The 14,766-nt window shown below is 38.4% G+C and carries 16 protein-coding genes and 1 pseudogene; 11 read left to right on the top strand and 6 right to left on the bottom strand.

What is annotated here, in order from left to right; translation table 11 throughout:
• The first annotated feature begins 200 nt into the window (after positions 1-200).
• Positions 201-1,076: a tyrosine-type recombinase/integrase gene (locus tag ACOZBY_RS11100; protein ID WP_422762345.1), complete on the top strand. Its 876-nt coding sequence runs from the start codon at positions 201-203 to the stop codon at positions 1,074-1,076.
• Positions 1,077-1,128: 52 nt separating this feature from the next.
• Here the strand turns inward: ACOZBY_RS11100 and ACOZBY_RS11095 are convergent, their stop codons facing one another.
• The 3 genes from ACOZBY_RS11095 to ACOZBY_RS11085 all read right to left on the bottom strand — a co-directional run bounded on the left by ACOZBY_RS11095 (position 1,129) and on the right by ACOZBY_RS11085 (position 4,451).
• On the bottom strand, positions 1,129-1,983 hold the full coding sequence (locus tag ACOZBY_RS11095; protein ID WP_012294467.1) for a transglutaminase family protein: 855 nt from the start codon (positions 1,981-1,983) through the stop codon (positions 1,129-1,131).
• A 61-nt stretch (positions 1,984-2,044) separates the two neighbouring features.
• On the bottom strand, positions 2,045-3,010 hold the full coding sequence (locus tag ACOZBY_RS11090) for an alpha-E domain-containing protein (RefSeq protein ID WP_080720020.1): 966 nt from the start codon (positions 3,008-3,010) through the stop codon (positions 2,045-2,047).
• A complete protein-coding gene (locus ACOZBY_RS11085) occupies positions 2,964-4,451 on the bottom strand; it encodes a circularly permuted type 2 ATP-grasp protein (RefSeq protein WP_422762342.1) in 1,488 nt (495 codons plus the stop codon). Before ACOZBY_RS11085 ends, ACOZBY_RS11090 begins: the two co-directional genes overlap by 47 nt.
• A 78-nt stretch (positions 4,452-4,529) precedes the next feature.
• Between ACOZBY_RS11085 and ACOZBY_RS11080 the strand changes: the two genes are divergently transcribed.
• The 3 genes from ACOZBY_RS11080 to ACOZBY_RS11070 all read left to right on the top strand — a co-directional run bounded on the left by ACOZBY_RS11080 (position 4,530) and on the right by ACOZBY_RS11070 (position 6,796).
• The gene (locus ACOZBY_RS11080) at positions 4,530-4,943 is read left to right on the top strand and encodes a hypothetical protein (protein WP_422762340.1); all 414 of its coding nucleotides are present in this window, start codon (positions 4,530-4,532) and stop codon (positions 4,941-4,943) included.
• Positions 4,944-5,282: 339 nt separating this feature from the next.
• The gene (locus tag ACOZBY_RS11075; protein WP_012294471.1) at positions 5,283-6,245 is read left to right on the top strand and encodes a tyrosine recombinase XerC; all 963 of its coding nucleotides are present in this window, start codon (positions 5,283-5,285) and stop codon (positions 6,243-6,245) included.
• Between the two features lie 53 nt (positions 6,246-6,298).
• Positions 6,299-6,796 carry a DinB family protein gene (locus ACOZBY_RS11070; RefSeq protein WP_422762338.1) on the top strand — a complete coding sequence of 166 codons (498 nt, stop codon included), beginning with the start codon at positions 6,299-6,301 and terminating at the stop codon, positions 6,794-6,796.
• Positions 6,797-6,876: 80 nt separating this feature from the next.
• On the opposite strand, the gene ACOZBY_RS11065 is transcribed toward ACOZBY_RS11070, so the two are convergent.
• On the bottom strand, positions 6,877-7,182 hold the full coding sequence (locus ACOZBY_RS11065; RefSeq protein ID WP_422762336.1) for a hypothetical protein: 306 nt from the start codon (positions 7,180-7,182) through the stop codon (positions 6,877-6,879).
• 207 nt (positions 7,183-7,389) lie between these two features.
• Here ACOZBY_RS11065 and ACOZBY_RS11060 point away from each other — a divergent pair, with 207 nt between their 5' ends.
• The 4 genes from ACOZBY_RS11060 to proS all read left to right on the top strand — a co-directional run bounded on the left by ACOZBY_RS11060 (position 7,390) and on the right by proS (position 11,781).
• Complete coding sequence (locus ACOZBY_RS11060) at positions 7,390-7,539, top strand: hypothetical protein (protein WP_004230023.1); 150 nt, start codon at positions 7,390-7,392, stop codon at positions 7,537-7,539.
• A gap of 203 nt (positions 7,540-7,742) precedes the next feature.
• Entirely contained in the window at positions 7,743-7,913 is a 171-nt protein-coding gene (locus ACOZBY_RS11055) for a hypothetical protein (protein ID WP_012294474.1), read from the top strand.
• 383 nt (positions 7,914-8,296) lie between these two features.
• Complete coding sequence (locus ACOZBY_RS11050; RefSeq protein ID WP_227256846.1) at positions 8,297-10,012, top strand: putative bifunctional diguanylate cyclase/phosphodiesterase; 1,716 nt, start codon at positions 8,297-8,299, stop codon at positions 10,010-10,012.
• A gap of 332 nt (positions 10,013-10,344) precedes the next feature.
• The gene (gene proS, locus ACOZBY_RS11045; RefSeq protein ID WP_036161675.1) at positions 10,345-11,781 is read left to right on the top strand and encodes a proline--tRNA ligase; all 1,437 of its coding nucleotides are present in this window, start codon (positions 10,345-10,347) and stop codon (positions 11,779-11,781) included.
• Between the two features lie 43 nt (positions 11,782-11,824).
• On the opposite strand, the pseudogene ACOZBY_RS11040 reads toward proS, so the two are convergent.
• Both ACOZBY_RS11040 and ACOZBY_RS11035 read right to left on the bottom strand, forming a co-directional pair.
• Positions 11,825-12,306, bottom strand: a pseudogene (locus tag ACOZBY_RS11040) (HAD family hydrolase).
• Positions 12,307-12,310: 4 nt separating this feature from the next.
• The gene (locus ACOZBY_RS11035) at positions 12,311-12,808 is read right to left on the bottom strand and encodes an NUDIX hydrolase (protein WP_036161679.1); all 498 of its coding nucleotides are present in this window, start codon (positions 12,806-12,808) and stop codon (positions 12,311-12,313) included.
• Between the two features lie 187 nt (positions 12,809-12,995).
• On the opposite strand from ACOZBY_RS11035, the gene ACOZBY_RS11030 reads away from it, so the two are divergent.
• From ACOZBY_RS11030 to ACOZBY_RS11020, 3 genes are all read left to right on the top strand, one after another.
• Positions 12,996-13,682 (top strand): diphthine--ammonia ligase, encoded by a 687-nt coding sequence (locus ACOZBY_RS11030; protein ID WP_099805833.1) that lies wholly within the window; start codon positions 12,996-12,998, stop codon positions 13,680-13,682.
• A gap of 238 nt (positions 13,683-13,920) precedes the next feature.
• Positions 13,921-14,247 carry an ArsR/SmtB family transcription factor gene (locus ACOZBY_RS11025; RefSeq protein WP_031415897.1) on the top strand — a complete coding sequence of 109 codons (327 nt, stop codon included), beginning with the start codon at positions 13,921-13,923 and terminating at the stop codon, positions 14,245-14,247.
• A complete protein-coding gene (locus ACOZBY_RS11020) occupies positions 14,244-14,654 on the top strand; it encodes an SRPBCC family protein (RefSeq protein ID WP_031415899.1) in 411 nt (136 codons plus the stop codon). The genes ACOZBY_RS11025 and ACOZBY_RS11020 overlap by 4 nt, the downstream gene beginning before the upstream one ends.
• The last annotated feature ends 112 nt before the right edge of the window (positions 14,655-14,766 follow it).

The raw sequence follows: 14,766 nt of genomic DNA, 5'->3' as shown, positions 1-14,766 counted from the left end.
TAAGAAAGCAAAAGATGTGAGAAACTAATAGTCGAACATTTGTTTCTTTATGATGCAAGAAGCACTTGAATGATGGGAGCATGTATGAATCTAAAATACAGATTATCCGACACTATATATTATTTAGAAAATAAAAACATACGCTCCACATATATAGTAAAATAAAACTAACTAACGCACAGCACACAAGGAGGGAGCCTATGGTCACACTCAAGGAAGCGTGGAACAGCTATATTTTGCTATTACAGTCATTAAAAAAAAGTCCAGCAACGATGAAGCAATACAATATGGACGGGCAGCATTTTTTATCATTTGCCCATGAAAAAAATTACTTGTATGTAGATCACCACTTTCAAGAGTTATTACAAATCTATGGTCACTATTTAAAGGAAACCTATCACAATATCAATACGTTTAATCATAAAATAGCAACTATGCGTGGCTTTGTAGACTTTATTTTCCTACGAGAATGGATAGAGCCCTTTGATTATCAACATATTTTACAGCCGAGGAAAAGGCAAAAAGAGGCACTACAAGTACTTACAAATAAGCAAATCGGGCAAATGGCTAATGTTTGGCCTATTTATTTTCAATATGCAAAAACAGCAGAGCATGCATGGCTGGCGAGACGCAATGGTTGTATTGTGCAGGTTTTGATGGAGACAGGGTGTAAGCCAGCTGAGCTTGTACGAATGAAGTGGTCGCATTTCCAAAAGGAAAAATCAACTCTTTATATTGCGAATCGAAATGGACGCCGCGAGGTAAAGTGTTCGCCCATACTTATGGACATGCTAGCGCATTATCAGGAAGAAACAGAAACCATGCATGACAAGGAAATGGGGGAATGGGTGTGGGTGAGCGAGGCAAGCCTGACAAAGCCGATTACAACGAAGACAGTGGAACGTATTTTTCAAACGATGTCCAAGGATATTGGGAAAAACGTCAGAGCCACCGATTTGCGTTATACTGTTATGCAAAGGGCGTTTCAACAAGAGAAAACATTGGAACATATTCAGCAAGAAATGGGCTATGTTCGCAAATGGGTACTAACAGAAAGACAACAGCGCTTTGAATAAAAAACGTGCAGGAATTGCGTGTTCTCGCCAATCCTGCACGTGTCAATAATGCTTATAAATGATTCAATGCTTTGACACTTACTTTTACGGTTAAATCATGCTTGCCTCCTGAATAAACCCCTTCAACAGGGCTTATATCACTATAATCTCGGCCAATACACAAAATAATATGGTTTTCTAATACTTCCACGTTATTGGTAGGATCCAGACCAATCCAGCCAATACCAGGTATCATGACTTCTACCCAAGCATGTGTTGCACTATCGCCGACGAGAGCTGAATTTTCATCGACATATAAATAACCACTAACATAGCGTGCAGGAATTCCTTTAGAACGTAATACACCCAGCATAACATGAGTGAAATCCTGGCATACTCCACGCTTTAGGGCAAATGCCTCACTAGCTGTTGTACTTACATCTGTTGCTGACGGGTCGTATTCAAAACTAGAGTATAAGTATTGCATTAAATTAAGCGAAAAGAGCACAGGATTTTCAGCATGGCCAATCGCATGAAAAACCTCCTCCAGCTGTTGCTCTGTCATATACGTAAAATGAGTTGCTTTTAAATAGGGAAGGTAATGTTCATAAAATAGCTGTGAGTGAAAAATAGTCTGCATTTCAGGTGAATATTGAATACGATGAATAAATGGCGCACGCTGGATACTGACAATCGACGATGTATGAATTTCTAGTACTTGATGCTGCTCCGGGATATAAAATGAACCTACTGTATTTCCCCAAATATCCGTATGCTCACGGGTAAGAGAGGATGGAGTAATTGCAATTCGATAGGATAATAGCCGTTGACGCTCATCACTGCGTGGCTTTAAGCGAATCGTATTTAAACTTTGGTCGACTTCAGACTCATATTGAAAAATATTTGTATGTTGAATTTCAAATTTCATCGTGTCCGCTTCCTTCTGCTTACTGACTTGCCTGTTGAAAGGGAGCTGTGATGGATTCCTTTCAAGGTTGTACGCTGGGTTCATATAAATGATAGATTGTCGAGAATGTTTCGCTAAAGGCAATCCATTGACTCAATCTTTCCTCCATGATTGTAATAGCTTCCTCGACGCTCATTGTCCAAAAATCAAGATGATTGAATGCTAAAACAAAGCTTTTGATGGTCGAATGGAGCGTTAAACATTTTGGTGATAAAGGATCATGCTCGATGGACTGGAAAGCTTCTTCTAATTTCTTCAGACAAAACATGACCGAGCAAGGAACATGTTCATCCTGCCATAAATATCGAATGCCCAATAATAAATTTGTTTGGCGATGCTTCTGCAAAAAGGATTCTTTTGCGGCAGCAAGCTCTAATAAAAATGTACCATCCATCTCATGAAGGGATTGGCCTGTTATTTTCTGTTGCTCGAGAATAATTAACGACATCCGCATCGTTTTTTCTGCTCTTTCCAGCCATTTCCCAATTTCCATGAAATAAAAGGGGAGATCGCGATCCATTGTGCCCTCGACCAGTCCAGTCACCATCCACAATGTCTTCCGCACTTCCTGTAAAAAAGCTTGAAGATCAATTAACGGGATAGGTCGATCCATTGTTAGTATGTCCTGCTGCTTCGTTAAATAAAAGGCATTTTGTATTTCCCATAGCTCCGCAGGTATACGATCTCTTGTCACTCGGGCATTTTCTCGAATGGCACGTAAGGTAGCAAGGAGGGCGTTGCCATTTTTCTCGGAAAACAATAGATAATCAATTAATGGATTAACACGTAATGCTGTATAATTAGCTAAATACTCCTCCTTCGAGGCACAAATATTTAAAACAGCCTCCCAATGATCAATATAATCATGTTCTTGCCCAGATTGCTCCAACATATTCAACAGCTGTACCTGTAATATATGTGTATTGGTTTGTGTGCGTTCACTATACCGTGCCATCCAGTATAACGCGTCGGCTACTCGACTCAGCATGCTGCACCTCCTCCTTTAAAATCCATGTGTCCTTAGCACCGCCGCCCTGCGATGAATTGACCACAAGTGAACCTTCTTGTAAGGCCACTCGTGATAATCCACCTGGCAATACATAACAATCCTCACCCTTCATGGCAAACACACGTAAATCCACATGGCAAGGATAAAATCGTCCATTTTGAAAGGCTGGTGCTCTGGACAATTTTATGGTTGGTTGAGCAATATATTGGCATGGATGCTTCATTATTTTTCCTTTAAACAGAGCGATTTCTTCCTCACTTGCATGGGGACCAATGAGCATATCATAGCCCCCGGAGGCACTTACATTTTTAATGACTAGCTCCTGAATATGCTCTAATACCCATGCTCGCTGTTGCTCATCTTCTAAATGATAGGTTTTCACATTCGGTAATATAGGCTCTTCTTGAAGGTAATAGCGAATCATATCAGGCACATAGGCATACATCGCCTTATCATCTGCCACGCCATTGCCAACAGCATTTAAAATGGCCACATTGCCAGCTTGGTAAACTGCCATTAAATGAGGGACACCTAACAAAGAGTCCTCACGAAATGCAATCGGATCTAAAAAATCATCATCAATCCGGCGATAAATAATATCGATTTGTTGTAAACCGTAAATGGTTTTCATATAAACCTTCAAATCCTGTACGACCAAATCGCGGCCCTCTACTAGTTGAATCGTTAAATGCTGAGCTAAAAATACGTGATCATAATAGGCTGAGTTGTACATACCTGCTGTTAGCAGCACCGCTTTTGGTTCTCGTCCTTCCTCCATAGTAGGTGGACGATGAGCAAGCAGTGCTTTTTTCATGTTAGCCATCTGCTTATCCAGAGATAAAATAGTATGCTTAGAGAAAAATTCAGGATACACCTCCTTCATGACGTCACGGTTTTCAAAAACATAAGAAATGCCAGAAGGATTCCGTAAATTGTCTTCCAGCACGAAATATTCACCATTCTCATCCCGTATTAAATCAATACCTGCTAAAAATATATGATTAGCAATTGGTACCTTAAGTCCATGCATGATTGATGAGAAATATGGATTATTTTCTACCAACTGTCTAGGAATATAGCCATCACGAATGATTCTTTGTTCATCATACACATCTTGTAAAAATAAGTTCAGCGCTTCCACACGTTGCTTGACGCCTACCTCAATAATTGCCCACTGTGTTTGAGGAATAATGATAGGGACACAATCAAAGGGCATGGTCCTTTCGGTTCCACCTTGTGCACCATAGACAGTAAAAGTAATTCCTTGTCTGAGAAAGCTTGCTTGTGCTTGCCGATATTTCTCTTCAAGTTGCTCCTGAGAAAAAATGGATAGCTTATGATGAAAAGATCGATAATGGGGCTTCGGTTGATTGCCATCAAACATTTCATCGAAAAACAGACTAGAATCATATAAATTCATCCTATGAATCCCTCCGAATTTGAGTAGTAATAAAAACATGGTACACTGTGAGTAAATACATAAAAGGAGCTAACATTCATGACAATCATTAATCTAATGCAAGCTTATGAACTTGATAAACTATCTAAATTAAATTATTCAGACGAAGAGATTTTGCGTGCTTTACGGGCGGGGGATGTATCAGCTTGGCAGGAACAAGTCCCAAACTATGAATTTAGTGAAACAATGGCACTTTTCCAAGATGGCGAACAAGAGTTCTTAGATGCGTTACATGGCCATTATCGAATTAAGTATGTAACATTGCCTGGCATCCAACGTTTATTGCATCTACGCTTTAATCTTGAAGAAGGGGTAGATTACCGACTTTTAGAAAATGGTATCCAACATTTGATGTGTGATGAGGAAACGGTCACAAAACTACAGCAAATGTTATCGACGAACTGGTCACTTACAAAACAAGGCGATGAGAAGTACTCGGTTTTTGTAAAATAGTCAATTTATCCAAATAATCCCATGCGTGTTGTGAGACGAATCGACATGGGTAGTTACCCACCTTTCTAATTTTCGAGTCGCCTCACAAACCAATAGAAGTATACTAGATTTTAATATTCATCAAACGTCAACTTTATACCTAAAAACCAGTAACTGTCACAATTCTTTTCTTATTTAGTCAAAGGATTCCCTTTAAAAAAAGGGGATCTTTTTTTATTTGCATACACCGAATGTATGTTCTTAATAATAGGAAAATGACCTATTTGTCCAGATAAAGTTCCCAAATTTATATTTGGGAACGTTTTTTATGGTAAAATAGAGCAAATAGAGGTGATTGGAATGCAAAAAACAAAACTACCAAAAATCATGAAGGACTTTCTTGTTTATTTAACGACTATCAAAGGAAAGTCCCAGCGCACAAGAAAAGAATACGAATATGATTTGTCTTTATTTTTCCGTTTCCATACAGCTGTTCAGGAGGATCTGAATATAGAAAATTTAGCAGCAATTGATATTGCCACTATTTCAATAGAAGAAATTCGAGAGATTACATTGGAGGACCTTTATTACTTTATGGAATACTGTGAGGTACAGCGTGGTAATTCTGCAGCTTCAAGAGCACGTAAGGTGGCGACATTAAAATCCTTTTTCAAATATTTAAAAGGCAAACGGCGACTTATTGAGGAAAACCCAGCAGAGGAATTAGAATCGCCGAAAATTGGTCGAAAAAGACCTATCTATATGAATTTTCGAGAAGCTACACAATTTATAGATGGCATACCAGTCAATCAGGCGTCACCAAGAAATTACTGTATGATGATGTTTTTCTTAAACTTAGGAATTCGTGTGACGGAGCTATGCCAGCTCAATATTACATCGATACAGGGACGTCATTTAACTGTTGTCGGGAAGGGTAATAAGGAGCGAACTGTCTATTTGAATGATAGCTGTATGCAGGCACTAGCAGACTATGAAAATAGTGGGAAAACACCGTATAAAGGGAACGGAGATGAGCCTCTTTTTGTTTCACAAAAGGGAACACGTTTTACGCGTCAAACGGTTGCCAAAATCGTGAAACGTATTAATCAGCAATCAGGTCTTCAAAAGGAGCGGCTTACACCACATAAGCTGCGCCATACTTCTGCAACGATGATGTATAAAGCTGGTGCTGATATTAGAAGCTTGCAGCATATTTTAGGGCATTCAAGTGTAGCAACCACTCAAATTTATACACATATTGAGGATGAGCAGCTACAGCAGGTTTTAGAAAACAATCCATTTAATATGGTGCAGGAAAGATGATTTACAGCCATCTCTGTCGAATATAATGGTATAACGAATAAAGGGGGTAGCGTATGCTATTATTAGCAAAGAATCAATTTGATGCTACAAGAGAGCAATTACTTCAGGAGATTAACCTTTTAAGTGATGCAGAATTTAATAGCAAGCCAGATGCACAAAGTTGGAGTATAGCACAAATCTGTCATCATCTTATTTTAGTAGAGGAAGCCACTAAGAAGGCTATTACTTGGGGCTTAACATCCCAAGAACAATTGGCTCCTGAACGAAAGGATATGGGACTGCTGTTAGACCGTACACGAAAAATTCAAGCACCAAACATAGTGGAACCTTCGGAAGAGCCCTTCCAGGTTCAAAGGATGCTGGAATTGTTAGCAACCACAAGAGCGGACTTCCTGGGATTTTTAGATACCATTGAGGATGCGGATGCTTTAACCAAGCGTACAATGAAGCATCCGGCTCTTGGTGAATGTCCACTCGATCAATGGATTGAGCAGATTTATCTTCATGAACAACGGCATATTCAACAAATTCAGGAAATAAAAAATAACTGACAACAGACTCCATATTGATGTGAAAACCCATCTATCCTTTAAGCAGATAGATGGGTAATTTTTTGCGTGTTTATCATTAATCATTCTTTTCCATTTATGTCAGTGTAAATGGCTTTAGCTGTACTGTCCACATACTCAGAAAAAAGCACACTCCCATGGCTATAGGGTTCCATGAGGGGGGCAGTATCAACAAGTGATGCCAGTGCGCGAATCGGAACGCAAAGATAGTTACGGTCCATTAGAGGATGTACATCCTTCTTTATAAATTCATCATGGACAAAAACTCCAATAGCTAGAGGCGCTGCGAGTGTAGGTGTATTGGCTATCATTTCAAAGCCTAATATTAAAATGATTTCTTCTTCAAAGTGTTTATCTCCCGTAATCAAAAGGTTTAGAAGGCATCGTTATTTTACCATTGAATACCGTAAAACACGCCTTATTTTGGAAACACTACGTTCATAAGCGCAAAGCGATGCAAGCTTGTGGCGATTTTTTTCTATCATAAATACTTGACGTTCCTCATAATCTGTTATATATTAAATAAAAATAAAAACAACTGTTATAAAACAGATTGAACCAAGGAGGAACTTTTCATGTCAAAGTATCGAGATGGGTATGAATTTTATTGTGAAATGTGTGAGCGTTATGGGCTAGAACCAATTTCTTTCCGCTATTATGTATTACAGCTATCACAGCAGCAGCTTTCTGCCTATAATATGCAAGCGAAGCAATTAGGAATTTAAAAGGATATGGTTATGATGGAAGCCGACACGAATATTTTATGAAAAGCCCAGCCATACTAAGTAAAATGGACTGGGCTTTCATCTTTTTGAAACTAATTTCAGAACATTCATTGATTTCTAAAGTAGAGATGTAGATAGATTATCAAAATAAAATACAGTTATAGTTCCAGGAAAAGTAGCTCAAGTGAAAGGAAGAATTAAAGATGACTGATTATCGAGAAGGCTATGAATTTTATCGACATATATGCGAGGAGCATGGATTAGAGCCCATTAATTTTCACTATTATATATTAAATTTATCGCAAGAACAGTTAAATGCTTATAATGAGCATGCTAAAACATCTGGAGGATCAATAGAATATGAGGTCTCCTAACTATTAAAATGCCTTACTGCTCATAAGTGACAGTAAGGCATTTTTGTCTATTCAATTTTAAATTCTGAACAATTTATACGTTATTAGTTTTTTGTATTTAATAGAGAAATAGCCTAAGGAAAATACTATCAATAGTACAAAAGTATTTAAAAACCTTAAAATTAGACAATTTTTTTGAGTTAATAATAACTAATATTTGTATTTTATATCAAAAACTATTCCAACCTTCCTGTGAATGATTGCATATTTGGGTTGAATTAACTGCTTTTCTAAGACTATAATATAATTACAGAAAAAAGGGCGATATACCACAACTTTATACCTCGCTGTAAAATAAAGCAAAAGTACCAAACCCTTCATATTTTAATGAATGGAGAATGAGAATGATGAATATCACGCCTAGTAGTAATCAAATGAACTACAGTCTTAAAGAATTGCAAGATATTTTTTCCGCTATGAATAGTTCCATTATTGTGGCAATTACAGATCGTACCGGAAAAATTACTTTTGTTAATGATCATTTTTGTAAAATTTCGAAGTATACGCGTGAAGAATTAGTAGGCCAAGATCACCGTTTACTGAACTCAGGCTATCATCCTAAATCTTTCTTTAGAGAGATGTGGAGAACAATTGGAAATGGTGATATGTGGAATGGCGAGGTTTGCAATCGTGCGAAAGATGGCAGTTTATATTGGGTGAAGACTACTATTTTCCCATTCCTTGATGAGCGGGGAAAGCCCTATCAGTATATCGCTATACGCGTCGATATTACAGCGCAAAAGGATATTAAAAAAATTACCCACATAGCCTATCACGATGAATTAACAGGGCTACCAAATCGTCGTAAATTAGAACAGCGTTTAGAAAATGAATTCCATCAATCTCGACGTTCAGGAGAAAAATTTGCGTTATTTTTCATTGATGTGAATCGTTTTAAACACATTAACGATGGACTTGGTCATATTATCGGTGATATGTTTTTAGTGGAAATGTCGAATCGTTTGAGAAATATTGATTATACCTCTAATTCTTTTTATCGTCACAATAGTGATGAATTTGTCATGATTTTAAATGATGTGAATCGTATAGAGGAAATGGCCAAGGAAATAATAGGTGTCTTTAATGAAAGCTTTGTCGTAGATAACTATGAATTTTATGCGAGTATTAGTATTGGCATTAGTATTTTCCCAGATCACGCAAACACGGTAGAAGAATTACTGAAAAATGCTGATATTGCCATGTATGCTGCTAAATCTACGCGAGGAAATCAATATCGCCTTTACCGTGACAATATGGATGAAGCGAACGATAAATGGCTTTTACTAGAAACAAAATTACATCAAGCTTTAAAAAACGATCTTTTAGAATTACATTATCAGCCCAAAATCGATTTAAAAACAGACACAATTATTGGTATGGAGGCTTTATTGCGCTGGTATGATCCCGAATTAGGGCATATTCCGCCAGATCGATTTATTCCATTTGCTGAAGAATGTGGACTCATTAACGATATTGGGGTATGGGTGCTAGGTAAAGCCAGTGCACAGGCTAAACTTTGGAATGAATCCCATAATCTCAGATTACGTGTAGCAGTTAATATTTCACCCATTCATATTAGTACTTCTGGCTTTGTAGAGATGGTGAAGGATGTTATTGCAGAAACAGGCATTGACCCTCAATTATTAGAAATTGAAATTACCGAAATGAGCATGCTCGATTATACAGAAGATCTAATTAATACAATTAATCAATTGAGAGCTCTTGGGATTACGATCTCCTTAGATGATTTCGGGACAGGCTATTCTTCACTAAATTACTTAAAAAAATTCCCTGTGGATGTACTTAAAATTGATCGTGCTTTCGTGCGTGATATCGTTCCTGAAAAATCAGGCATCGCGATGATTTCGGCGATGATTTCTTTAGCTCATGCGCTCAACCTACAAGTAGTTGCTGAAGGTGTCGAGGAGGAGGCTGAATTAAACGTACTTCGCGAGCATGGCTGCGAGTATGTGCAGGGCTATTATTTTAGCAAGCCTCTTTCTGTCGAGGATTTTACAAATGTTATTGTCCAGTCGTTCACTAATAGCTCCAGTTATTAATTGCTATTTATGAATGATTTTGCTAAAGTGAAAGATAATATACATGACAATTTGATGATGTGGCCAAGTAAGTTAGAATAGTGAAACAGAAAATATAGCATTTGCTGAGAGCTATATCACCGCTTCTTTACTGAACACCTACCACGGAGAAGTTATGAAAACATAACCGAGTCGTTTTCGTTACTAAACGCTAGAGGGTTTTAAGCTTAGCTTAAAGCTAAATTCAAGGTGGTACCACGTCATTCCAGCACAAAGACGTCCTTTATACAAGGACAGCTTTGTGCTTTTTTAATTCAGGAAATCGAATACTTAAAAAAATGGAGGTAAGTACGATGTCAAAACAACTAGAAGATTTTTCAAAATGGTATATCGAAACCATTCAAAAAGCAGATTTAATGGATTATACGCCAGTTCGTGGCTGCATCGCCTTTAAACCAGATGGCTACGAAATTTGGGAGCATATACAGGAGGAAATGGACCGTCGTTTTAAAGACACAGGCCATCGTAATGCGTATTTTCCTATGTTAATTCCTGAATCCTTCTTCCAAAAGGAAAAGGATCATATTGAAGGATTCTCACCTGAGCTTCCTTGGGTGACAGAAGCAGCAGGTGAAAAATTAGAAGAACGCTTAGCACTTCGTCCAACATCTGAGACGATGATTGGTCACCTTTATTCAAATTGGATTAAAAGCTACCGTGACCTACCTGTTCTCATTAATCAATGGGCAAATGTCTTCCGATGGGAAAAGAAAACATTGCCTTTCATTCGTACCTCAGAATTCCTTTGGCAGGAAGGGCATACGGCCCATATAGATGAGGAAGATGCACGTAAAGAAACGATGCAAATGCTAGACATTTATAAAGAAGTGGTGGAACAAGTTCTAGCAATTCCAGTCTATGATGGACAAAAAACGCCATCTGAACGTTTTGCAGGAGCTGTCGATACGTATTCAATTGAGGCGATGATGAAAAATGGGAAGGCTGTGCAAGCAGGTACGTCCCATTATTTAGGAACAAAATTTGCGGAAGCCTTTAACATAAAATATTTAAATAAAGCGAATCAGCACGAATATGTCCACACAACATCTTGGGGGACATCTACACGTTTAATTGGTTCAGTCATTATGGTACACGGTGACGAGCAAGGACTAATTTTACCGCCTCGAATTGCTCCAACCCAAGTAGTGTTAATTCCAGTAGGACCATGGAAAAAGAATCCTCAAATTATGGAGCAGCTGGATGCAATTTTTGCGGCTTTAAAAGCGAAGGGGATTCGCGTGCGACTTGATGATTCAGACCAATCGCCAGGCTTTAAATTCAATGAATGGGAACTAAAAGGAGTGCCTGTTCGTATTGAATTGGGACCACGAGATCTTGAAAACAATCAAGCGCTACTGAAAGCGCGTGATGAGGATGAAAAACAAACGATTGAATTAGCGACTGTTGTGGCAGCTATTGAGGAAGAATTGACGACCATGCAAGCACGTTTACTAGAAAAGGCTCGTCAATTCCGAAACGAAAATACACATTCTACGATTGATACACTGCCACAATTACAGCAGCACATTGAAACAGCTAAAGAAAACGGCTCTATTCCGGGCTGGGTACTTGCTGGATGGTGTGGGAAGGATGTATGTGAGGAAAAAGTGAAGGAAGAAACAAAATACACAACTCGCAATATTCCATTCAATCCGCCAACAATAAAAACGACTTGTATTTGCTGTGGAAATGAAGCAAAACATACGGTTTGGTTTGCCCAAGCATATTAATAGTACACTAACCCCTGAACGAAAACTCAGGGGTTTTGTTCTTCTATGTGAAGAAATTGAATACATGCTCCAACGAATGAATCTCGGCATATGGCTGAATATCCGTGTCATTTTTGCGCATGGATGGATTAAACCATATGCCCTTTATATGTGCCTGTTGACACCCACCAATATCCTTTACTAAGTCATCCCCAATGAAAAGAGTATTCTCTGGTTTCACATTAAGTCTTTTTAAGGCAATTTCAAAAATCCGTCCATCTGGCTTACTCCATCCTACTTCCTCAGGTCTTGAATAGCATGTTTTGGCATGCCATATTGAGGCGGAAAGTCATCAAAAAAAGAGGCTACCACATCCGTTTTATCACTTTTACCAAAGTATTTTTCATCATATTCCCTAAATTTTTGTCGCATTTCATTTTTTATCGCATGCTCGTCATCCACATAACACATTTTTACTAGCCTAAGAAATAATTTATCTACTGGTTCATCTCGATTCAGTAAGGTGTTATCTAAATCAAATAACATAGCTTTACAACCGTTCAACTAAGTCACGACCTTTCATCCAATCAGTGACGTTTTCCTTTAATAAAAAGGTATCGATAATATCTATCGCTTTCTTAACCATATTAGATGGCAATGCATCTAAAGAAAAATAGGCTAGCTGTAAACTCTCATCGTCAAGCATTGTTAGCTGCCCCTCTATTTGTTCAGCTATAAAGACGGCGGTTACTCCATAAACCTCATCTCCGTTTGGATATAGATAATAGTCCTGTTGACCAGATAGCATGGTTATAAAACGAAGTTGGGAAGTCTGTAGCCCAGTTTCCTCTAATAATTCACGTCTAGCTGTATCCTCTAAGCTTTCGCCAGGTTCCATCGCTCCACCAGGTAACCCCCACATTCTTATATCAGAGCGTAGCTGTAGAAGAATTTGTTTCTCCTCATTAAAGACAATCACCGTCGAGCCTACTAAAATAAGGGGCATTGTCCCAACCTGTTGTCTTAGTGCTTTTACATAATCACTCATAACATTCCTCCTTTTCCCATCAACCGTTAAGTACACCTTAACATAAATATCCAGACTCATCGTATGATTGTGATAAAATAAAAGGGTGGTTTCCTTAAATCAAGGAACTTGACTATGCAATGCGATATAAGGTTGTATAGGTCTCAAAAAAATTACAAAGAAAGTCAGTTTAAAAGGAGAAATAGAAATGACAGAAACAACTGGCTGGAAAAATAATGCGCGTAATCATCCATTCATCGCTTCATTCAGTGGGGGAAAGGATAGTGTTTTAGCTTTATATAAAGCATCACAGGTGGGGCGAGCAATTGGTCTCATTGTCATGCTGGAGGAGGAAGGGAAGCGCTCTCGATCTCACGGTATGCCACCTGAGCTTATACAGGCTCAAGCCGATTCTATTGGATTGCCAGTGTATACAGCTGCTGCTAGTTGGACGGAATATGAACATGTATTTATCGATCTTTTAAAAAATGCGAGAAATCAAGGGGCAGAGGTGTTAGTTACGGGTGATTTAGATATGCCTCAGCACGGCTGCTGGCATGATGAGGTTACGAAGAAGGTTGGATTAAAGCTTGGCATGCCATTATGGGAGATGAATCATCGGGATGCTGTTGATGAATTTATTCACTTAGGGTTTGTCACGATAGTGGTGACAGTGAATTTATCGTTAGGGATGACAGAAGAGGATTTAGGACGAATACTTACCCCTGATTATATCAAAGAGCTGGAAGAGCGTAATATTGACCCTTGCGGAGAAGGGGGAGAATTCCATACGACAGTTTTGGATGGACCTCTTTTCCGATATCCCATCAAGGTTCGTAAATGTTCTATTATTCGAGATGGGGAATATGCATTTTTACCATTAGAACTTGCTTAAACATAACCTAATCACAACGATGGATGCCTGTTTAATGGCGTATCCTGCATGAGGTTACAAAAGCATCACATCCAAAACCAATCATAAAAAATGAGCACAAAGGTGATCACCTTTGTGCTTTTTGTATTTATAAGTATAAAATCCATAACAAAATGTCCAAAATAATAATTGACTAGACACTAAACGGTGTCATATAATTAGGACACCATTTAGTGTCCAATTAGAAAGGGTGGTGGTTTTGAATAATAATCATCAAGAGCGTGATGTGTATGTAGCCATTGCTGACCCTACAAGACGCCAATTGATTAATTTATTAGCAAAGGCAGATGAGTTACCGCTGCACGAATTAACAGCTCATTTTGAAATGGGACGTACTGCTGTGTCTAAGCATTTAACGATTCTGAAAGACGCAGGACTTGTGATCGCTCGAAAAGAGGGTAGAGAAACAAGATATAGGCTCAATGCCGCCCCGTTGAAAGAAATACAAGATTGGATATCGATTTACGAAGACTTTTGGAAAGCAAGAATTTCAAAATTACATTTATTATTGGGGGAAGACAAATGAAACCAGATGTAGCATTAGATTTTAAATTTACAAGTTCTATCGAGCAAGTATGGCATGCCTTAACGGATTCGGATACACTTGCAAAATGGATTTGGAACAATGATTTTAAGCCGGTTGTAGGTCATAAATTTCAATTCCGTGCTGAGCCAAACGAATGGTGGGATGGCATTGTCGATTGTGAGGTACTTGAAATTGAAGAGCCTCATAAACTATCTTACACATGGAGAAGTGCAGGAGAAACTACAACAGTAACGTGGACTTTGACACAAGCAGCTGATGGTACAACTCAGTTACATCTCGATCAGGGTGGATTTAGTGAAGAAACAAAAGCTCGTCAAGGAGCAATTGAAGGCGCTAAATACGCTTGGACTAACATGGGTAGTCAGCTCGAAAAAGTATTAGCCTAGTAATTGAATCAGCCTTTATGAAAAAGAGCGCAATTCCTTCAAATGAATTGTGTTCTTTCATTTTCCGAAGGTCGTTCTTCATAGGTAAATAAAGTATCCTTGTGAAAATAGT

Source organism: Lysinibacillus sp. NPDC056220 (genome assembly GCF_049315265.1).
Classification (GTDB): domain Bacteria; phylum Bacillota; class Bacilli; order Bacillales_A; family Planococcaceae; genus Lysinibacillus; species Lysinibacillus pinottii.
The sequence above is the reverse complement of the archived record's forward strand: the minus strand, read 5'-3'. Positions and strand labels throughout refer to the sequence as shown.